Annotated in this window: 15 protein-coding genes; 8 read left to right on the top strand and 7 right to left on the bottom strand. The window is 69.9% G+C overall.

Annotation, left to right across the window (positions count from 1 at the left end; genetic code table 11):
* Positions 1-160 precede the first annotated feature (160 nt).
* Complete coding sequence (arc, locus tag SSP29_RS25185) at positions 161-1,927, bottom strand: proteasome ATPase (RefSeq protein ID WP_089103077.1); 1,767 nt, start codon at positions 1,925-1,927, stop codon at positions 161-163.
* Between the two features lie 524 nt (positions 1,928-2,451).
* Between arc and SSP29_RS25175 the strand changes: the two genes are divergently transcribed.
* Positions 2,452-2,757: a ferredoxin gene (locus SSP29_RS25175; protein ID WP_089103075.1), complete on the top strand. Its 306-nt coding sequence runs from the start codon at positions 2,452-2,454 to the stop codon at positions 2,755-2,757.
* A gap of 49 nt (positions 2,758-2,806) precedes the next feature.
* Here SSP29_RS25175 and SSP29_RS25170 read toward each other — a convergent pair whose 3' ends face one another.
* Together SSP29_RS25170 and SSP29_RS25165 are read right to left on the bottom strand one after the other, a co-directional pair.
* Complete coding sequence (locus SSP29_RS25170) at positions 2,807-3,388, bottom strand: hypothetical protein (RefSeq protein WP_089103074.1); 582 nt, start codon at positions 3,386-3,388, stop codon at positions 2,807-2,809.
* 214 nt (positions 3,389-3,602) lie between these two features.
* Positions 3,603-4,505 carry a tRNA (adenine-N1)-methyltransferase gene (locus tag SSP29_RS25165; RefSeq protein WP_089103073.1) on the bottom strand — a complete coding sequence of 301 codons (903 nt, stop codon included), beginning with the start codon at positions 4,503-4,505 and terminating at the stop codon, positions 3,603-3,605.
* A gap of 152 nt (positions 4,506-4,657) precedes the next feature.
* Between SSP29_RS25165 and SSP29_RS25160 the strand changes: the two genes are divergently transcribed.
* Positions 4,658-5,428: a hypothetical protein gene (locus SSP29_RS25160; RefSeq protein WP_089103072.1), complete on the top strand. Its 771-nt coding sequence runs from the start codon at positions 4,658-4,660 to the stop codon at positions 5,426-5,428.
* Positions 5,429-5,450: 22 nt separating this feature from the next.
* On the opposite strand, the gene SSP29_RS25155 is transcribed toward SSP29_RS25160, so the two are convergent.
* Entirely contained in the window at positions 5,451-7,127 is a 1,677-nt protein-coding gene (locus SSP29_RS25155; RefSeq protein ID WP_089103071.1) for a site-2 protease family protein, read from the bottom strand.
* 140 nt (positions 7,128-7,267) lie between these two features.
* Between SSP29_RS25155 and SSP29_RS25145 the strand changes: the two genes are divergently transcribed.
* Together SSP29_RS25145 and SSP29_RS25140 are read left to right on the top strand one after the other, a co-directional pair.
* Entirely contained in the window at positions 7,268-8,209 is a 942-nt protein-coding gene (locus tag SSP29_RS25145) for a RecB family exonuclease (RefSeq protein ID WP_089103070.1), read from the top strand.
* Positions 8,210-8,225: 16 nt separating this feature from the next.
* On the top strand, positions 8,226-8,897 hold the full coding sequence (locus SSP29_RS25140; RefSeq protein WP_030608351.1) for a response regulator: 672 nt from the start codon (positions 8,226-8,228) through the stop codon (positions 8,895-8,897).
* Positions 8,898-8,965: 68 nt separating this feature from the next.
* Here the strand turns inward: SSP29_RS25140 and SSP29_RS25135 are convergent, their stop codons facing one another.
* From SSP29_RS25135 to metH, 3 genes are all read right to left on the bottom strand, one after another.
* Complete coding sequence (locus SSP29_RS25135; RefSeq protein WP_089103069.1) at positions 8,966-10,570, bottom strand: ABC transporter substrate-binding protein; 1,605 nt, start codon at positions 10,568-10,570, stop codon at positions 8,966-8,968.
* Positions 10,571-11,011: 441 nt separating this feature from the next.
* Positions 11,012-11,707, bottom strand: a complete 696-nt coding sequence (locus SSP29_RS25130; protein ID WP_089103068.1) for an HAD family hydrolase — start codon at positions 11,705-11,707, stop codon at positions 11,012-11,014.
* Positions 11,708-11,837: 130 nt separating this feature from the next.
* On the bottom strand, positions 11,838-15,353 hold the full coding sequence (gene metH / locus SSP29_RS25125) for a methionine synthase (protein ID WP_089103067.1): 3,516 nt from the start codon (positions 15,351-15,353) through the stop codon (positions 11,838-11,840).
* A gap of 360 nt (positions 15,354-15,713) precedes the next feature.
* Between metH and SSP29_RS25120 the strand changes: the two genes are divergently transcribed.
* From SSP29_RS25120 to SSP29_RS25105, 4 genes are all read left to right on the top strand, one after another.
* Positions 15,714-16,478 carry an IclR family transcriptional regulator gene (locus SSP29_RS25120; RefSeq protein ID WP_089103066.1) on the top strand — a complete coding sequence of 255 codons (765 nt, stop codon included), beginning with the start codon at positions 15,714-15,716 and terminating at the stop codon, positions 16,476-16,478.
* A gap of 374 nt (positions 16,479-16,852) precedes the next feature.
* Entirely contained in the window at positions 16,853-17,647 is a 795-nt protein-coding gene (locus tag SSP29_RS25115; protein ID WP_089103065.1) for an MIP/aquaporin family protein, read from the top strand.
* A 77-nt stretch (positions 17,648-17,724) separates the two neighbouring features.
* Complete coding sequence (gene glpK, locus SSP29_RS25110; protein ID WP_089103064.1) at positions 17,725-19,263, top strand: glycerol kinase GlpK; 1,539 nt, start codon at positions 17,725-17,727, stop codon at positions 19,261-19,263.
* 53 nt (positions 19,264-19,316) lie between these two features.
* Positions 19,317-20,933 (top strand): glycerol-3-phosphate dehydrogenase/oxidase, encoded by a 1,617-nt coding sequence (locus SSP29_RS25105; RefSeq protein ID WP_089103063.1) that lies wholly within the window; start codon positions 19,317-19,319, stop codon positions 20,931-20,933.
* Positions 20,934-21,054: the final 121 nt, after the last annotated feature.

The following is a 21,054-nucleotide window of genomic DNA, read 5'->3' as shown; positions in this document are numbered from 1 at the left end:
CCCGCACTGCGCGACTCGGCGGCAGGAAAGAGCCTAGAACGCCTCTGCGCTGGTGGGGAGATCATTTGCGTCATTGCCTTGCTCGCCTCGGTTCCGGTTTTGGCCGGAAAAACAGTCGGCTGCGGGTACCCGGTGAGGGCACCCGCAGCCGCCCTGTGTTTTACAGGTACTGTCCGGTGTTCGCCACCGTGTCGATGGAGCGTCCGGTGTCCGCGCCCTGCTTTCCGGTGATGAGGGTACGGATGTACACGATCCGTTCGCCCTTCTTTCCGGAGATCCGGGCCCAGTCGTCGGGGTTGGTGGTGTTGGGCAGGTCCTCGTTCTCCTTGAACTCGTCCACGCAGGCCTGGAGGAGGTGGGAGACGCGCAGACCCTTCGAGTTGTGGTCGAGGAAGTCCTTGATCGCCATTTTCTTTGCACGGCCGACGATGTTTTCGATCATCGCGCCGGAGTTGAAGTCCTTGAAGTAGAGGACTTCCTTGTCGCCGTTGGCGTAGGTGACTTCCAGGAAGCGGTTTTCCTCGGATTCGGCGTACATGTGTTCCACGGCCGTCTGGATCATGCTCTCGACCGTGACCGACCTGCTGCCGCCGTGCTCGCCGAGGTCGTCGGCGTGCAGCGGGAGGCGTTCGGTGAGGTACTTGCCGAAGATGTCCTTGGCCGCCTCGGCGTCGGGACGCTCGATCTTGATCTTCACGTCGAGACGGCCGGGGCGCAGGATCGCGGGGTCGATCATGTCCTCGCGGTTGGAGGCGCCGATGACGACCACGTTCTGGAGGCCTTCGACACCGTCGATCTCGGCGAGCAGCTGCGGGACGATGGTGTTCTCCACGTCCGAGCTGACACCGGAGCCGCGGGTCCGGAACAGGGACTCCATCTCGTCGAAGAAGACGATGACGGGGGTGCCCTCGCTGGCCTTCTCCCTCGCACGCTGGAAGACCAGGCGGATCTGCCGCTCGGTCTCGCCGACGTACTTGTTCAGGAGCTCGGGGCCCTTGATGTTGAGGAAGAAGCTCTTGCCGGCGGCCTGGCCGGTCACCTCGGCGACCTTCTTGGCCAGCGAGTTGGCGACGGCCTTGGCGATGAGCGTCTTGCCGCATCCGGGGGGTCCGTAGAGCAGGACGCCCTTGGGCGGCCGCAGTTCGTGCTCCTTGAACAGGTCCGGGTAGAGGTACGGCAGCTCGACCGCGTCCCGGATGGCCTCGATCTGGCCGCCGAGACCACCGATCTGCTCGTAGCCGATGTCGGGGACCTCTTCGAGGACGAGCTCCTCGACCTCGCTCTTCGGAACGATCTCGTAGACGTAGCCGGAACGGGGTTCGAGCAGCAGGGCGTCACCGGGCCGGATGTTCACGTCCAGCAGCGGCTCGGCGAGCCGTACCACCCGCTCCTCGTCGGTGTGCCCCAGCACGAGGGCCCGCTCGCCGTCCTCAAGGATCTCCTTGAGGGTGACGATGTCGCCGACGCGCTCGTACTCCATGGCCTCGACCACGTTGAGCGCCTCGTTGAGCATGACTTCCTGGCCGCGCCTGAGGTCGTCCAGGTCAACGCTTGGGCTGACGTTCACCCGCAGTTTGCGGCCGCCGGTGAAGATGTCGGCGGTGCCGTCCTCGTTCGCCGTGAGGAAGACACCGAAGCCGGCCGGCGGCTGCGCGAGCCGGTCGACCTCCTCCTTGAGGGCCACGATCTGGTCGCGGGCCTCGCGCAGGGTGTTCGCGAGTCGCTCGTTCTGGGCGGACACGCCGGCCAGGTTCGTCTGCAGCTCGACGATCCGCTCTTCGAGAATCCTCGTGTGTCGCGGAGAGTCGGCGAGCTTGCGTCGCAGGACGGCGATCTCCTGCTCAAGATAGGCGATCTGCTCGGACGGGTCGTCGGACCCTCGTCCCGGGCGGATGCCGCGGTTCATGTCGTCGTCGTGGGCTGCCACGGTCCTCACCTCCTCCAAGGGGAGCTGGACGCTTCCAGACCCTACCTGGGTGGGTGTCGATTGAAACCCCTAGATCACAAAGACTGTCAAGGTGTGTCGTCGGTCACCCATTGCGTTCTCCCTCGTGCCGGGTGGATACCCACTCAACGCGATTCAGAAGCGGCGTGTTCCAGGCCCGGAGTGGTCAAAACCCGTCGTGACTGACCGGAGTTGTCCGCTCCAGTGCCGGTTCAGGGGTTGTGCCCCGGTGGCGCATTTCTTACACAGAGCGACCGGTCGGATGTGGCGTGTGATGAACGGGGCGGGTCGCGGGTTGGCTCAAGTCGATCGATCCGGTGGCCGGGCGCCGCCGTCCCGCGCGGCGCGAGGCGCCGCGCGCGGGCAGAGGGCGCACCGGAGGGCGCACGAGGAGGGTGCGCGGGCCGTTGCGGGCCGGAGGTAGGGTCGAAGGCGTTCAACACCCGCCGGGGCGGGACCGGGTGACCCCCGGGTCCTGCCGTCCGGCGCTTTCGACGGCAGGAGAGATGACCGTGCAGCAGGAGGCCCTGGCCGGCGGTGAGGCACTTGAGGTCTGGATCGACCAGGATCTGTGTACGGGGGACGGGATCTGCGCCCAGTACGCCCCGGAGGTGTTCGAGCTGGACATCGACGGCCTGGCCTATGTGAAGGGCTCGGACGACGAGCTGCTGCAGGCGAAGGGCGCGACGGTACCGGTGCCGCTGCCGCTGCTCACCGATGTGGTGGACTCGGCGCGGGAGTGTCCGGGCGAGTGCATCCACGTGCGCCGGGTCGCGGACCGTGTCGAGGTGTACGGGCCGGACACGGAGTGACTTTCCGGCCACCCCGCGTGGCGTCTGGCCCCCCGGACCCGCACGGCCGTCAGACGCTGTGGGCGGCCGCCGGGGTGGAGCGGACGAACGCGTGGCCGTTCCACTGCCACTTGGCGCTGGACTTCAGGTCCGGGCAGCAACTGGGCACATTGTCCGAGGAATAGCCGAGCAGGGTCGCGGTGACCGCTTTGCCGGAGACGGCGAAGTCGGTCACGGTGAACCGGTCCTTGGGGTCGACCAGGGTGGCGACGACGCGGGGGCTGGTGGCGCCGGCGGCCTGGGTGAGGACGTAGACGCCGTCGGGCGGGGTGCCCATGGCCGAGTCGCAGTGGACCACCGCCACGGTCTCCGGCCTGCCGTCGCCGTCGAGGTCACCGGTGGCCTTCTTGACGACCAGCTCCTTCACGGGGCCGCAGTCGAGAGGGAAGTCCACGCCGGTGGTGCTGGGCGGCGCGGCGGCCGCGAGGGCGGGCTTCGTCTCGGTCCCGGCGGCGGGCTGCGCGGCTTTGGCCGAGCCCGGCTGGAAGAGGGACGACAGAGCGACGACCCCGGCCACGGCAGCGGCGGTGGCCAGCCAGTGCATGGGGCGGGTGTCGGTGTGAGCGAGCTCCGGGACCACGGATTGCTGCACTAGGAGTGTCTCCTGTGAGGCCTGTGCCGGTGGGGGTGGCCTGCATCGTGCCACACGTCACAGCGGGGAGGGAACGGCGGGGTGGGCTTTCGCGGATGGCGGGGTTCCGCGGCCCTGCGGTGCCGTCAACGAGTGAGCGCCGCGGCCGAGTTCCGGTGGGGTCCGGGGAACTCGGCCGCGGCGCTCATACGTTGACGCGGCAGCGGGGACGGGCTCAGCGGCCGGCGCCGCCGTCGGCGTTGGGGCCGTCGTAGTCCTCGCCGTAGGCGCCCTTGGCGGGGCGGCGGCGGCGCATGGGCGGCTCGACGCCGTCGGCGAGGCGGCGGGCGGTGAGCAGGAAGCCGGTGTGGCCGATCATCCGGTGGTCCGGGCGGACGGCGAGGCCTTCCACGTGCCAGTTGCGGATCATCGTCTCCCAGGAGGTCGGCTCGTTGAAGCAGCCGATCTCGCGGATGGACTCGACGGTCCGGGCGAGCTGGGTGGTGGTGGCGACGTAGCAGCACAGGATGCCGCCGGGGACGAGGGCCTTGGAGACGGCCTCCAGGCACTCCCAGGGGGCGAGCATGTCGAGGATGACACGGTCGACGTCGGTGTCCGAGAGGTTGTCCTGGAGGTCGCCCACGGTGAGCTGCCAGGCCGGGTGCGGACCGCCGAAGTAGCGCTCGACGTTCTGCTGGGCGATCTCGGCGAAGTCCGCGCGGCGCTCGTAGCTGTGCAGCATGCCCTGGTCGCCGATGGCGCGCAGCAGGAAGCTGCTGAGCGAGCCGGAGCCGACGCCGGCCTCGACGACGCGGGCGCCGGGGAAGATGTCGGCGAAGGACAGGATCTGCCCCGCGTCCTTGGGGTAGACGACTGCTGCCCCGCGGGGCATGGACAGGACGTAGTCGGGGAGCAGGGGGCGCAGCGCGAGGTAGGCGACGTTGCCGGTGGTGCGGACAACGCTGCCCTCGGGAGCGCCGATCAGTTCGTCGTGCGGGAAGGAGCCCTTGTGGGTGTGGAAGTTCTTCCCGGCTTCGAGCGTGAACGTGTAGTGGCGGCCCTTGGGGTCGGTCAGCTGTACCTGGTCCCCGACCTTGAAGGGCCCGCGCCTGCGGGCGGCACCGGTCGGTTCGGACATGTGAACAGCCTACCGGGGTTTGCGAAGGGCACCGACCACGGCGAAGGGGGCCTGGAACCGCCTCGTGGAGTCGCGGCGTCCATGCCGGGTGACGCCTGACGGGCCGACGGGACGGTCCTCCGGACGGGCCGGCGGACGGGGAGGGGCGGATCATGGCGGACGGGTCCGGAGACGGATCGGACAGAGGCCGGTCACGTGTCTCGGGCAGCGCACTGCTGATCGGGGCCGTGGTCGCTGCGTTCGCCTGCTTCTACCTGTTCACCGTGATGCTGCCGACCACCGTGCGGGAGTACCGGGAGTACCGGGCGGCCGAGGTCTGTCCGGGCTCCGTGCCGGCCGGGCCCGCGGAGGACTGCCTGCGCACCGTCACCTTCACGGTGCGGGACACGGTGGTCGACGGGCAGGGGGGCTTCGTCCCGCGGCGGCACATGCGCTTCGAGGCGACCCTGTCCGGCACTCCGTACTGGAACGGCGTGGTCGCGTTCGGCGATCCGGGACCGGTGCTGCGGCAGCTCAGGACCGGGGACCGCGTCGACGCCGTGGTCTGGCGCGGCGCGGTGATGCGGCTCGTCCGGTACGACGACGAGCAGGCCACCGCCGACGAGCCGCGCGACGAGCCGCAGATGTTCGCCGGGCTCGGCGTGACGGCGGGCCTCCTGGCGGCGCTGGCGGCGTGGTTCGGCCTGGTGCGGCTGGTCCGGCCGGACGACCCGGAGCCCTGGACCTGGCGCCCGCTGGGGCGCTGGCTGCTGGGCATCGTGCTGGTCGCCGGACTCGGCTGGGCCTACGGTGCGCTCCTGCTCCATGTCCCGTGGCAGGCCGTGGCCCCGGTCGCCGTGGCGCTCACGGCGGTCATGTCGGCGGTGCTGATCGCCGTCCGGCGGCGGCAGCGGCGGGCGCCGGCCGTGGCCGGGAGCGGCTGAGCCGCGCCTCGGGGAGCGGTTCTCAGCTGGGCCGGGCCATGGCCCTGACGAAGGCCCGTTCGACGTCCGCCGCCGACAGGACGCCGTAGATCTCGCCGGTCTCCTCGACCACCAGGTACTCGGTGGCGGGGGTGGCGCGCAGGACGTCGAGGAGGTCCTCGCCCGCGAGTTCCGCGGAGACGCGCATGCCGTCGGTGAGGTCCTGGGCGAGGCCGCTGACGGCGACCCAGGGGCGGCGGTGTTCGGGTACGCCGACGATCGCGGCCTCGCGGACGAGGGAGAGGGGGTTGCCGTCGGCGTCGACGACGACCAGGGCGCGGGCGCCGGCGGCGTTGGCACGGCGCAGGGCCTCGGAGAGCGGGGTGTCGGTCTCGACCGGGACGGCGCGGCGGGTCAGGGTGCGGGCGCGCAGCTCCGGGAGGTGTTCGCGGAGCCGGGCCATGCGCAGGCTGTTCCCGGCGCCGGTCCAGATGATCGCGGCGAGGATGGCGGCGAGCAGGGCGTCGGTGACGGCGTCCATGCCGTTGCTGTTCTCGGTGCCGCCGCCGAAGGCGCCCCAGTGGTTGAGCAGCGGGAGGCCGATGAGGACGGAGACGGCGAGGGCGCGGCCGACCCAGGCGGCGGCGACGGTGCCGCTCATGGGCCTGCCGGTGATCTTCCAGACGACGGCGCGCAGCATCCGGCCGCCGTCGAGGGGCAGGCCGGGCAGGAGGTTGAACGCGGCGACGATGAGGTTGGAGACCATCAGGCCGGCCAGCAGGACGCCGGCGACCGTGCCGGGTTCGACGGGCTGCATGGCGAGGTAGAAGAGGCCGGACAGGACGAGGGAGAGCAGCGGGCCGACGAAGGCCAGCACGAACTCCCGGCCGGGGGTCTCGGCCTCCTTCTCGATCTCGGAGACGCCGCCGAAGAACTGGAGCTGGATGCGGCGGACGGGGAGCTTGAAGCGGAGCGCGGCGACCGTGTGGGCGAGTTCGTGGACCAGGACGGAGGCGTAGAAGGCGATGGCGAAGAAGAGGGAGACGAGGTAGCGGGCGGCGCCGAGTTCGGGCAGCACGCGGTCGAGCTGGCCGCCGAAGACCCAGGTGATCAGCGCCGCGACGACGAACCAGCTGGGGGCGACGTACACCGGGACGCCGAAGGGCCGCCCCATGAGCAGCCCGCCGCCGGGTTCCTTGGGCCGCTGCGGCGGCTGCCCCTTGGCCATACCGGACTGCGCCCGGGCCGGCCCGTCGCCGTCACCGGGTGCACCGGCGGGCGCGTCCCTGCGGGCCTCGGGGGCGCCGGGGGCCTCGGGGGCGTCGGGGGCCTCGGGGGCGTCGGGGGCCTCACGGGGGTCCCGGGCCGCGGCGGTGCCCGGTACGGACGTCGGCTCCGACGCCTCCGCAGTCTCCGGCGCCTCCGCAGTCCGAGGCGATTCCGTGGTCTCCGGCGTATCCGGCGTTGCCTTCGTCTCCGGTGATTCCGGCGTTGCCGTCGTCTCAGACGATTCCGGGGCTTGCGAGGCTTCCGGGGCTTGCGGAGCAGGCTCGTCGCCGGGTGTTTCCCGGGTCGGTTCGGCCCGGTCGGCGGGGGTGGTGGCGCGTGGGTCGGCCGGGTCCGGGCCTCCGTCGGTGGGCGGGGCCGTAGGACCTGCGCGGTGCTCGGTCGGTTCGGCGTTGTCCGACCGGGGCTGCCCGCTGCCGCCGCTCACGTCCACGGTGTCCCCTCGTTAGATACGTCTTCTCCGGTCGATGGTATGCGGCCGTCGTGGCGTGTTTCGCCCCGGCACCCCCTGTGTTGGCCGGGCCGCCCTGCGGGTTGGGTGACTGTCAGTGGCGGGCCGTATGGTCTGTGGTCATGGACAGCAGCATCGAGGACGCCGCGCAGGCCCGGGGCGCGGTCGTCCCGCAGGGAGAAGGGCCGGTCACAGCGGTGGCCGGGAAGGCGGCCGGGCCGCCGGCCTCGCTGTCGCCCTCGCGGGCCAGTGACTTCATGCAGTGTCCGCTGCTGTACCGGTTCCGGGTGATCGACCGGCTGCCGGAGAAGCCGAGCGAGGCGGCGACGCGCGGGACTCTGGTGCACGCGGTCCTTGAGCGGCTCTTCGACGCGCCCGCGGCGGAGCGGACGGCGCCGCGGGCCAAGTCGCTGATCCCGGGGCAGTGGGACCGGCTGCGGGAGTCCAGGCCCGAGCTCGGGGAGCTGTTCGCCGAGGATCCGGAGGGCGAGCGGCTGGCCCGCTGGCTGGGTGAGGCGGAGCAGCTCGTCGAGCGCTGGTTCACGCTGGAGGATCCGGTCCGTCTCGAACCCGTGGAGCGGGAGCTGTTCGTGGAGACCGAGCTGGAGTCGGGGCTGCGGCTGCGCGGGATCATCGACCGGGTCGACGTGGCGCCGACGGGCGAGGTGCGGATCGTCGACTACAAGACGGGCAAGGCGCCGAGGCCGGAGTACGCCGAGGGCGCGCTGTTCCAGATGAAGTTCTACGCCCTGGTGGTGTGGCGGCTGAAGAACGTGGTGCCGAGGCGGCTGCAGCTGGTCTATCTCGGCAGCGGTGACGTGCTGACGTACGACCCGGTCCCCGCCGATCTGCAGCGGGTCGAGCGCAAGTTGCTCGCGTTGTGGGAGGCGATCCGGCAGGCGACGGAGTCGGGCGAGTGGCGGCCGCGTCCGACGAAGCTGTGCGGCTGGTGCGACCACCAGGCGCACTGCCCGGAGTTCGGCGGCACTCCCCCGCCGTACCCGCTGCCGGTGAGGTCGGCCGGGTCCGGGGACGTGGCGCAGGGCAGAATGGGCGCGGACTAGCAGAAGGAGACTCACCGTGGCCATCCGCGTCCTACTGGTCGACGACCAGCCGCTGCTGCGTACCGGGTTCCGGATGATTCTGGAGGCCGAGCAGGACATCGCGGTCGTGGGCGAGGCCGGAGACGGCCTTCAGGCCCTCGACCAGGTACGCGCCCTCCAGCCCGATGTCGTGCTGATGGACATCCGGATGCCGCGGATGGACGGCGTGGAGGCGACCCGGCAGATCACCGGTCCCGGCCGGGACGGCCCGGCGAAGGTGCTGGTGCTGACCACGTTCGATCTCGACGAGTACGTGGTGGAGGCGCTGCGCGCGGGCGCCAGCGGCTTCCTGCTGAAGGACGCCCCGGCCAACGAGCTGGTGCAGGCGATCCGGGTGGTGGCGAACGGCGAGGCGATGCTGGCGCCGAGCATCACGCGCCGCCTGCTGGACAAGTACGCGACGCATCTGCCGTCCGGCGAGGAGCCGGTGCCGGACACCCTGCACACCCTCACCGACCGTGAGGTGGAGGTGCTGAAGCTGGTCGCGCGCGGGCTGTCGAACGCGGAGATCGCCGCCGACCTGTTCGTCAGCGAGACGACCGTGAAGACCCATGTGGGGCATGTGCTGACCAAGCTGGGGCTGCGGGACCGGGTGCAGGCGGCGGTGTACGCGTACGAGAGCGGCCTGGTGCGCCCCGGCGCGCAGTAGGCCGCGGGTACGACAGGAAGGGCGCCCTCTCCGCGGAGAGGGCGCCCTTCCTGTCGTATGACCGGACGTCAGCTGCTGGAGCCGCGGCCGAGCTCCCACAGCTGGAGGCTGGCGGAGGAGTTGAGGGCGTAGGCGACGCCCGTGATGTCGTCGCGGGCGGCGACGAACTGCTTGCCCTGCCACAGCGGGAGCACCGGGACGTCGTCGGCGACGTCGTTCTGGATCTCGGTCAGGCTGCTGGTGGCGCTCGCGCGGTCGGCCTCGCGGCGGGACTCCGGGATCAGCGTGTTGATGATCCGGTTGTTGACGTAGGGCGACTTCAGGAAGTTGTCCTTGTCGAGGAACGGCGCGAGGAAGTTGTCCGCGTCCGGGAAGTCGGGGAACCAGCCCATGCCGTAGACGTCGTAGTCGCCCTTGCGCTCGTTGGTCTGGTAGGCCGACCAGGGGGTGCCCTCGATGCTGACGTCGAACAGGCCGCTGCCGTTGAGCTGCTGCTTGAGGACCTCGAACTCCTGCTTGGTGGCCGGACCGTAGTGGTCGGTCGTGTAGTGCATGGTGAGCTTCACCGGGGTGGTGATGTTCGCCGCGGCGAGCAGGTTCCTGGCCTTGGAGACGCTGGGGTCGCCGTACTTGTTGAAGAACGAGTTGGAGTGGCCGGTGATGGAGGCCGGGACCAGCGAGTACAGCGGGTCGGCCTGGGAGCCGTACACCTTGGCGACGAGTTCGTCGCGGTTGATGACCTGGGCCATGGCCTGGCGGACGGCCTTGGACTTGACGGTCGGCGCGTCGGTGTTGAAGCCGAGGTAGCGGATCTCCAGGCCGGACATCTCGACGAGGTCGACGTTGGAGTCGTCGCCGGCGTCGAGCTTCTTGATCTGGGACGGCGACATGGTGCGGGTCATGACGTCGATGTCGCCCTTGTCGATCGCCTCGCCCATGGCGGTGGCGTCCTTGTACGAGCGCATGACGACCTGCTCGTTGTTCACCTTCACGCTGCCCTTGTAGTTCGGGTTCTTGGTGAAGGTGGCGGAGACGATCGCGTCGTTCTTGACGTCGGCCTTGAAGGTGTAGGGGCCGGAGCCGTCGATGTCGAAGCCGTCGCGGAGCTTGCCCTTCTCGTAGTCCTTCGGGTTCACGATGCCCGCGACCGGAGTGGACAGCTTGTACGGGAAGGTGGCGTCGGCCGTCTTCAGGTGGAAGATGACCTCGCGGTCGCCCTGGGTCTCGATGGTGTCGATGTTCGAGAGGAGGGCGTAGACGCCGGTGTCGGACTTGATCCGCAGGGCGCGCTGGATGGACCACTTGACGTCGTCGGCGGTGACCGCGTTGCCGTCGGAGAACTTCAGGCCCTCACGCAGCTTGCAGGCGTAGCGCTCACTGCCGCTGTCGGTGAAGGAGCAGCTCTCGGCCGCGTCGGGGACCGGGTCGCCCTCGCCCTTGGGCTGGGACATGAGGGTCTGCACCGTCTGGCGCAGGATGTTCCAGCCGCCGACGTCGTAGGAGTACGCGGGGTCGACCGGCGCCGGAGCGTCCTTCGTGGCGGTGAACTGGTCAGTGGTGCCCACGACGATCGCGTCGCTACTGCTGCTCCCGCTGCCGGATCCACCGCACGCGGCGAGCACGGGAGTGAGCAGGCCGACCACGGCCGGCAGCACCAAAGTCTTGCGGTTCATGCTCGAAGTTCTCCAGAGCTGTTCGTGTCCGTGTATCCCGCATACATGGGGTGTCGAAGCGGATCACGGGGGTTACGGCGATGTTCTCGCGACGAGATTAGTCCGCGCCCGCAGGAGGGTTGGCAGCGGCGTGAGTTGAGGTCCCATCACGCAGGGGAACCGGTTGCGGACAGACCGAAAACCCTTCAGCGGCAGGATTAGTGCAGCGTCTCCCCAATCGGGACACAAGGTCACCCCGTTTCCCCCCTAACGGGGGTGGGCTGCACAATCGGGCAACGTTGTCGAGCTGCGTGACGCGTGGGGAACGTCACACGCGCATTTCTGTGATGGGGTATCGGAATTCAGCCGGTTGAACAGTTGCGAATTCCGTTGAATGACCAGTGCCGGGATTTCGACCAATGAACTTTGCACGCTGGGTGAACGGCTGGCGCATTTCCGTCATCAGACCGCCATCAGGCCGCGCAGAAAAGCCAGGTCGACCTCTTCCAGGGAGGTCACCACGGTGCGCCGCTCGGCCGGGGCGATCGGCGCGACCGACGGGACGGCGACCACCTGGCAGCCGGCCGCCTCGGCGGCGGCCACGCCGGTCGCGGTGTCCTCGACGACCGCGCACCTGGCCGGATCCACCCCCAGCCCGGCGGCGGCGAGCAGATACGGGTCCGGGTACGGCTTGGTGCGCGAGACCTCGTCGCCGGCGACGGACAGGGCGAAGTGCCGGGGGCCGAGCGAGGTCAGGACCCGGTCGATGATGCGCCGGTGCGAGGCGGAGACCAGGGCGGTGGGGATCTGCTGCTCGTACAGCTCGGCCAGCAGCCGCTGTGCGCCCGGCATCAGCGGCAGGGCGGTGCCGATGCGTTCCTCGAAGCCGTCGTTGAGCAGCACGCTGAGCTCGGCGAGCGTGATGGCGGCGCCGGTGGCCTCGATGAGGAACCCGGCGCTGCGGGTCATGGGGCCGCCGACCACGACATGGCGCCAGGACTCGTCGAGGGTGTGGCCGAGGCGGGCGAAGATCTCGACCTCGACGTCCCACCAGAAGCCCTCGGTGTCCACCAGGGTGCCGTCCATGTCGAGGAGCACCGCTTGGAGAGCGGAGCCTTCCGCCGTACGGGTTCCGAGCGCGGGGACCGTACTGGTCATCCGGGCGCACCTCCTTGAGGGACGACCAGGCCGGTTCCCGCACGGGGAACCGGCCTGCTGTGGACCGACCAGTGTACGACTTATCCGATCAGTGTGCTCTGTGGGACACGTCTCGGTGCCGGGGTACCGCTCAGCGCGCGTTGAAGTACTTCGCCTCCGGGTGGTGGATCACGATCGCGTCCGTGGACTGCTCGGGGTGCAGCTGGAACTCCTCGGACAGGTGGACGCCGATACGCTCGGGCCGGAGCAGTTCGGCGATCTTGGCGCGGTCCTCCAGGTTCGGGCAGGCGCCGTAGCCGAGCGAGAAGCGGGCACCCCGGTACTTCAGGGCGAACATGTCCTCGATGTCGCCGGGGTCCTCGCCGGCGAAGCCGAGTTCGGAGCGCACGCGCGCGTGCCAGTACTCGGCGAGGGCCTCGGCCAGCTGGACGGACAGGCCGTGCAGTTCGAGGTAGTCGCGGTAGGAGTTGGACTCGAAGAGCCTGGCGGTCTGCTCGCCGATGCGGGAGCCGACGGTGACGACCTGGAGGCCGACCACGTCCGTCTCCCCCGACTCCTCCGGGCGGAAGAAGTCGGCGAGACACAGCCGGCGGCCGCGGCGCTGGCGGGGGAAGGTGAACCGGGTGCGCTCGTTGCCCTGTTCGTCCAGGATGATCAGGTCGTCGTCCTTGGAGACGCACGGGAAGTAGCCGTAGACCACGGCCGCTTCGAGCAGGTTCTCGGTCTGGAGCTGGTCGAGGAGGCCGCGCAGCCGGGGGCGGCCCTCGGTCTCGACGAGTTCCTCGTACGACGGTCCCTCGCCGGTGCGGGCCTGCTTGAGGCCCCACTGGCCCTTGAAGAGGGCGCCCTCGTCGAGCCAGCTCGCGTACTCCTTGAGCTGGATGCCCTTGATGACGCGGGTGTCCCAGAACGGCGGGGCGGGCACCGGGTTGTCGACGGCGACGTCGGAGCGGACATGGCCCTCCTCGGGCCGCTCCTCGACCTCGACGGCGGCGGTCTGGCGGACCCGGCGCTGCTTCAGCTCCGGGAGGCCGGCGCCGGGCAGACCGCGCTTGACGCCGATGAGCGCGTCCATCAGGCGCAGGCCCTCGAAGGCGTCGCGGGCGTAGCGGACCTCGCCCTCGTAAAGATCGTGCAGGTCCTGCTCGACGTAGGCGCGGGTGAGGGCGGCGCCGCCGAGGATGACCGGGTAGGTGGCCGCGAGGCCGCGCTGGTTGAGCTCCTCCAGGTTCTCCTTCATGATCACCGTGGACTTGACCAGCAGGCCGGACATGCCGATGACGTCGGCCCGGTGCTCGTCGGCGGCCTCCAGGATCGCGGAGACGGGCTGCTTGATGCCGAGGTTGACGACGTTGTAGCCGTTGTTCGACAGGATGATGTCGACGAGGTTCTTGCCGATGTCATGGACGTCGCCGCGCACGGTGGCAAGGACGATGGTGCCCTTGCCCTCCGCGTCCGACTTCTCCATGTGCGGTTCGAGGTGGGCGACGGCCGCCTTCATGACCTCGGCGGACTGCAGGACGAACGGCAGCTGCATCTGGCCGGAGCCGAACAGCTCGCCCACGACCTTCATGCCGTCCAGCAGGGTCTCGTTGACGATGTCGAGGGCGGGGCGCTCGGCCAGCGCGAGGTCGAGGTCGGCCTCCAGGCCGTTGCGCTCGCCGTCGATGATCCGGCGCTTGAGGCGCTCCTCCAGCGGCAGGGCGGCCAGTTCCTCGGCCCGGCCGGCCTTCAGCGACTTGGCGGTGGCACCCTCGAAGAGCTGCATGAGCTTCTGGAGCGGGTCGTAGCCCTCGGCGCGGCGGTCGTGGATCAGGTCGAGGGCGGTCTGCACCTCTTCCTCGCTGAAACGGGCGATCGGCAGGATCTTGCTCGCGTGCACGATCGCCGAGTCCAGGCCCGCCTTGACGCACTCGTCGAGGAAGACGGAGTTCAGCAGGATGCGGGCGGCCGGGTTGAGGCCGAAGGAGATGTTGGACAGACCGAGGGTGGTCTGGACGTCCGGGTGACGGCGCTTGAGCTCGCGGATCGCCTCGATGGTGGCGACACCGTCCCCGCGGGACTCCTCCTGACCGGTGCAGATGGTGAAGGTCAGGGTGTCGATGAGGATGTCCGACTCGTGGATGCCCCAGTTCCCGGTCAGGTCGTCGATCAGCCGTTCGGCGATCTCGACCTTCTTCTCGGGGGTGCGGGCCTGGCCCTCCTCGTCGATGGTCAGCGCGATCAGCGCGGCGCCGTGCTCGCGGGCGAGCGTGGTGACCTTCGCGAAGCGGGACTCCGGGCCGTCGCCGTCCTCGTAGTTGACGGAGTTGATGACCGCCCGGCCGCCGAGCTTCTCCAGGCCGGCCCGGATGACGGGGACCTCGGTGGAGTCGAGGACGATCGGCAGGGTGGAGGCGGTGGCGAAGCGGCCGGCCAGCTCCTCCATGTCGGCGACGCCGTCCCGGCCCACGTAGTCCACGCACAGGTCCAGCATGTGGGCGCCCTCGCGGATCTGCTCGCGGGCCATCTCCACGCAGTCGTCCCAGCGGGCCGCCAGCATGGCCTCGCGGAACTTCTTGGACCCGTTGGCGTTGGTGCGCTCGCCGATGGCCAGGTAGGAGGTGTCCTGGCGGAACGGGACGGTCTGGTAGAGGGAGGCGGCGCCGGGCTCGGGACGCGGGCTGCGCTCGGGCGGGGTCACGCCGTGGACCCGCTCGACGACCTGGCGCAGGTGCTCGGGGGTGGTGCCGCAGCAGCCGCCGATGAGAGAGAGACCGTAGTCGCGGACGAAGGTCTCGTGGGCGTCGGCCAGCTCCGCGGGACCGAGCGGGTAGCTGGCACCGTTCTTGCCCAGGACGGGCAGGCCCGCGTTCGGCATGCAGGACAGCGCGATGCGGGAGTGCCGGGAGAGGTAGCGCAGATGCTCGCTCATCTCGGCGGGGCCCGTGGCGCAGTTCATGCCGATCATGTCGATGCCGAGCGGCTCCAGCGCGGTGAGCGCGGCGCCGATCTCCGAGCCCAGCAGCATGGTGCCGGTGGTCTCCACGGTGACGGAGACGATGACCGGGACGTCCAGACCGGCGATCTCCCGGGCACGGTGGGCGCCGATCACGGCCGCCTTGGTCTGGAGCAGGTCCTGGGTGGTCTCCACGATCAGCGCGTCCGCGCCGCCCGCGATCAGGCCCTCGGCGTTCTGCTGGAAGGCGTCGCGGATCGTGGTGTACCCGACGTGGCCGAGGGTGGGCAGCTTGGTGCCGGGGCCGATGGAGCCCAGGACCCAGCGCTGGCGGCCGTCGCGGGCGAGATAGCCGTCGGCGGTCTCCCGGGCGATGCGGGCACCCGCCTCGGACAGTTCGAAGACCCGCTCGGGGATGTCGTACTCGGCCATCGCCGCGTAGTTGGCCCCGAAGGTGTTGGTCTCGACACAGTCCACACCGGCGTCGAAGTACGCCTCGTGGACGGAGCGGACGATGTCGGGGCGGGTGACGTTGAGGATCTCGTTGCAGCCTTCGAGATTCTCGAAGTCCTCCAGAGTGGGGTCCTGCGCCTGGAGCATGGTGCCCATGGCTCCGTCGGCGACCACCACACGTGTGGCGAGCGCCTCCCGGAGCGCGGACACACGGGTCCGGCTGTCGACGGAAGGGGACGGCGGCAACGAGGCCATGAAGGGCTCCCTTGGATGCGACGGCTGTCGGCTATGCGGTTTCCCCGAGCGGGCCCGGGCATGGACGCACGGCGCCAGCGTAACCGGGAGTGGGCTTGGATGGGCAGGGCGTCCATGTGGCGGACGAGTGACCCGGCGGGCGGGCAGTATGACGCCGGCCATGGCGTTTCGGCCGCTCACCGGTCATGGTGCGGGGCGGACGAGTGTGGCCGGCTGCCCAAGCGCGGGCCACGCGTGAAGTAACGGATGTCGACCGACCATTAGCGGGGAGTCGGCATGGACCGGTAGTGTTCGGCATTGCCGAACGACGGTTACGGCGGCGTGACGGTGAAGGTCACAGGGGACGGAGGCAGAACGGCGATGGCACGGAACATCCAGTCGCTCGAACGGGCGGCCGCGATGCTGCGGCTGCTCGCGGGCGGCGAGCGACGGCTCGGCCTGTCGGACATCGCCTCGTCACTGGGTCTCGCCAAGGGCACCGCCCACGGCATACTGCGCACCCTCCAGCAGGAGGGATTCGTCGAGCAGGACGAGATCTCGGGGCGCTACCAGCTGGGCGCCGAGCTGCTCCGGCTCGGCACCACCTACCTGGACATCCACGAGCTGCGGGCGCGGGCGCTGGTGTGGACGGACGACCTGGCCCGCTCCAGCGGGGAGAGCGTCTACCTGGGCGTGCTCCACCAGCAGGGCGTGCTGATCGTGCACCACGTCTTCCGGCCCGACGACAGCCGGCAGGTGCTGGAGATCGGCGCCATGCAGCCGCTGCACTCCACGGCCCTCGGCAAGGTGCTGTCGGCCTACGACCCGGTGGCGCACAGCGAGGCCCTGGAGGCCGACCGCAAACCCTTCACCGACCGCACCACCTGCGACCTGGACGCTTTCGAGCACATCCTCGACATCACGCGTGCGCGCGGGTACGCGGCGGATGTGGAGGAGACCTGGGAGGGCGTGGCCTCGGTCGCGGCCCCGATCCACGACCGCCGCCGGATGCCGGTCGGCGCGGTGGGCATCACGGGTGCGGTGGAGCGGCTCTGCAAGGACGGGGAGTTGCGGCCCGACCTGATAGCGGCGGTGCGGGACTGCGCCCGTGCGGTGTCGCGGGACCTGGGCGCGGGCAGGTTCTGACGGCGCGCCACTGATCGACGGCCGAGGCCGGTCCGCATGTCGGCGGACCGGCCTCAGTCGTACCCTGAGATGGACAAAACAGGGTAAAAGTGCAGATCAGCGGAGCTACCGCAGGACACCCGGCGGACAACCCGACTCATCGACAACCCACAGCAATCAATAACGATCGCGCTTTCGATAACAGAACTCTTGACGCACACGTAACGCCGGGGCAAGACTCCCGTCCATCGGTCGGCATTGTCGAACACCTACCGGCAATACGCGCTAGAGTGTGACAACGCCATAGGCCGGCATCGCTCTCACCCCCGAGGGCGCCAACACCCCGAAGGGACTCGGGGTTCGGCTTCCCTGGACGAAGGACAAAGGAGTCGCGGGTGTCCAGCTCCGACATCTTCATCGGCGAGACCATCGGTACCGCCATACTCATCCTGCTCGGCGGCGGCGTCTGCGCCGCCGTGACCCTCAAGGCCTCCAAGGCCCGCAACGCCGGCTGGCTCGCCATCGCCTTCGGTTGGGGCTTCGCCGTCATGACGGCCGTCTACATCTCCGGACCGCTGTCCGGTGCCCACCTCAACCCGGCCGTCACCGTCGCTCTCGCCATCAAGAACAGCGACTGGAGCAACGTCCCGGTCTACTTCGCCGGACAGCTGCTCGGCGCGATGATCGGCGCGGCCCTGGTGTGGGTCGCCTACTACGGCCAGTTCCACGCGCACCTCACCGACAAGGAGATCGTCGGCGGTCCGGGCGCGCAGGCCACCGCGGCGAAGGCCGTCGAGGCGCAGGAGAAGGGGGCCGGCCCGGTCCTCGGCATCTTCTCCACGGGTCCGGAGATCCGGAACGCCGTGCAGAACCTCGCCACGGAGATCATCGGCACCGTCGTGCTGATCCTCGCGGTCCTCACCCAGGGCCTCAACGACAAGGGCAACGGCCTCGGCGTGCTGGGCGGCCTGATCACCGCCCTGGTGGTCGTCTCGATCGGCCTCTCCCTCGGCGGCCCGACGGGCTACGCCATCAACCCGGCCCGTGACCTCGGCCCGCGCATCGTGCACGCGCTCCTCCCCCTGCCCAACAAGGGTGGTTCCGACTGGAGCTACGCCTGGATCCCGGTGGTCGGCCCGCTCATCGGCGGAGCCATAGCCGCAGGCATCTACAACGTCGCCTTCGCTTAAAGCAGCAGGTAAAGCAGCAGGCCTCGCCGAAGCAGCAGACGTACCGCCACACACCACGGATCTTTGAGGAGCACACAGTGACCGACGCCCACACCGCAGGTCCCTTCATCGCCGCGATCGACCAGGGCACGACCTCCAGCCGCTGCATCGTCTTCGACAAGGACGGCCGTATCGTCTCGGTCGACCAGAAGGAGCACGAGCAGATCTTCCCGAAGCCGGGCTGGGTCGAGCACAACGCCAACGAGATCTGGACCAACGTCCAGGAAGTCGTCGCCGGGGCCATCCAGAAGGCCGGCATCACCCGCGACGACATCAAGGCCATCGGCATCACCAACCAGCGCGAGACCACCGTGCTGTGGGACAAGAACACCGGTGAGCCCGTCCACAACGCCATCGTCTGGCAGGACACCCGCACCGACGCCCTCTGCAAGGAGCTCGGCCGCAACGTCGGCCAGGACCGCTTCCGCCGCGAGACCGGCCTCCCGCTGGCCTCCTACTTCGCCGGCCCCAAGGCCCGCTGGCTGCTCGACAACGTCGACGGCCTCAAGGAGCGCGCCGAGGCGGGCGACATCCTCTTCGGCACCATGGACACCTGGGTCATCTGGAACCTGACCGGCGGTGCCAACGGCGGCAAGCACGTCACCGACGTGACCAACGCCTCCCGCACCCTGCTGATGAACCTGCACACCATGCAGTGGGACGACAAGATCGCCGAGTCGATCGGCGTGCCGCTGCAGATCCTGCCCGAGATCCGTTCCTCCGCCGAGGTCTACGGCGAGGTCACCGGCGGCAAGCTGGGGGACCTGCTCGGCGGCATCCCGGTGGCGTCCGCGCTCGGCGACCAGCAGGCGGCCCTGTTCGGCCAGTGCTGCTTCGCCGAGGGCGAGGTCAAGTCCACCTACGGCACCGGCACCTTCATGGTGATGAACACCGGTGACAAGATCATCAACTCCTACGCGGGCCTGCTGACCACGGTCGGCTACAAGATCGGCGAGCAGCCGACCCAGTACGCGCTGGAGGGCTCGATCGCCGTCACCGGCTCGCTGGTGCAGTGGATGCGCGACCAGATGGGCCTGATCTCCACCGCGGCCGAGATCGAGACGCTCGCGCTCTCGGTCGAGGACAACGGCGGCGCCTACTTCGTGCCGGCCTTCTCCGGCCTGTTCGCCCCGCACTGGCGCTCCGACGCCCGCGGTGTCATCGCCGGCCTGACCCGGTACGTCACCAAGGCGCACCTGGCCCGCGCCGTCCTGGAGGCCACCGCCTGGCAGACCCGCGAGATCGCGGACGCCATGGTGAAGGACTCCGGCGACGAGCTGGTGGCCCTCAAGGTCGACGGTGGCATGACCGCCAACAACCTGCTGATGCAGCAGCTCGCCGACGTCCTCGACGCCCCCGTGGTGCGCCCGATGGTCGCCGAGACCACCTGCCTCGGCGCCGCCTACGCCGCCGGCCTCGCCGTCGGCTTCTGGTCCAGCACCGACGAACTGCGCGCCAACTGGCGCCGGGCCGCCGAGTGGACCCCCCGCATGGACGCGGAGACCCGCGACCGTGAGTACAAGAACTGGCTCAAGGCCGTCGACCGGACCATGGGCTGGATCGACGACGAGAGCTGACGAGAGCGCGCACGCTCTCACGATCGAGCTCTGACGAGGAGTAAGAACCCGACATGACCAGTCAGTCCACCCTGCAGTCCGTACCTGCCCTGGGGACGCACCCGGCCTCCGGCTCGCTTCCGAGCCGCGCCGAGACCAGGGAGCAGCTCTCCAAGGCGTCGTACGACCTTCTCGTGATCGGCGGCGGCATCCTGGGCATCTCCACCGCCTGGCACGCCGCGCAGTCCGGGCTCAGGGTGGCACTGGTCGACGCCGGCGACTTCGCCGGCGCCACCTCCTCCGCCTCCTCCAAGCTTCTCCACGGCGGTCTGCGCTACCTGCAGACCGGCGCGGTGAAGCTGGTGGCGGAGAACCACTTCGAGCGCCGTGCGGTCTCCCGCCAGGTGGCCCCCCACCTGGCGAACCCGCTCACCTTCTACCTCCCCGTGTACAAGGGCGGTCCGCACGGCGCCGCGAAGCTCGGGGCGGGCGTCTTCGCCTACTCCGCGCTCTCCGCGTTCGGTGACGGCGTCGGCCACCTGCTCTCCCCCGCGCGGGCCCAGCGGGACGTGCCGGAGCTGCGCACCGAGAACCTCAAGGCCGTCGCGGTCTACGGCGACGACCAGATGAACGACGCGCGCATGGCGCTGATGACGGTCCGCGCGGCCGTCGAGGCGGGCGCGGTCGTCCTCAACCACGCCCAGGTCACCGGGCTGCGCTTCACCCGGGGCCGGGTGACCGGCGCCGACCTGAAGGACGCGGTCTCCGGCGACGAGTTCGGCGTCAACGCCCGCCTGGTGCTCAACGCGACCGGCCCCTGGGTCGACCACCTGCGCCGGATGGAGGACCCGAACGCGGCCCCGTCCATCCGCCTCTCCAAGGGCGCCCACCTGGTCCTGAAGCGGACCTCGCCGTGGAAGGCAGCGCTGGCCACCCCCATCGACAAGTACCGGATCACCTTCGCCCTCCCCTGGGAGGACATGCTCCTGCTCGGCACCACCGACGAGGAGTACGAGGGCGACCCGGCGGACGTCTCCGTCACCGAGAAGGACATAGCCCAGATCCTGGACGAGGCCGCGTTCTCCGTCCGGGACCAGCAGCTCAAGCGCGACCTGATCACCTACTCCTTCGCCGGCCTGCGGGTGCTGCCGGGCGGCCCCGGCAACACCGCCAAGGCCAAGCGGGAGACCGTGGTCACCGAGGGCAGGGGCGGCATGCTGTCCGTCGCGGGCGGCAAGTGGACCACCTTCCGGCACATCGGCCGCACCGTGATGGAGAAGCTGGAGGCGCTGCCGGGCCACCCGCTCGGCGACGACTTCGAGCCGATCGCCTCGCTGCCGAAGAAGCTGCCGCTGCCCGGCGTCGCCAACCCCCGTGCCGTCGCCCACCGCCTGCTGGTGGACAACCCCGCCCCGGGTCCGCGCATGGCCGCCGACACGGCGAAGCACCTGGCCACCCACTACGGTTCGCTGGCCTTCGACATCGCCCGGATCGCCAACGAGGACCCGCAGCTCGCCGAGCGCGTCCACCCGGACGCCCCGGAGATCTGGGCGCAGGTCGTCTGGGCCCGTGACCACGAGTGGGCCGAGACCACGGACGACGTGCTGCGCCGCCGTACCACCCTGACGATCCGCGGCCTGGCCACGGACGACGTCCGGGCCAGGGTCCAGCAGCTGCTCGACGAGAAGTGAGCCGAAAGGGCTCGGCAAGAGGTGAGTGACGACCGGCCCCACCCCTGACCGGGGCCGGACATGAGAGGGGCGGCTCCCCCTCCCCTTGGGAGCCGCCCCTTTCGCATGCCACCAGCCGCCC

The organism is Streptomyces hyaluromycini (assembly GCF_002217755.1).
In the GTDB taxonomy this organism is placed as follows: Bacteria; Actinomycetota; Actinomycetes; order Streptomycetales; family Streptomycetaceae; genus Streptomyces; species Streptomyces hyaluromycini.
Note: the sequence above shows the minus strand (reverse complement) of the source record. Positions and strands in the feature narration are given on the sequence as shown.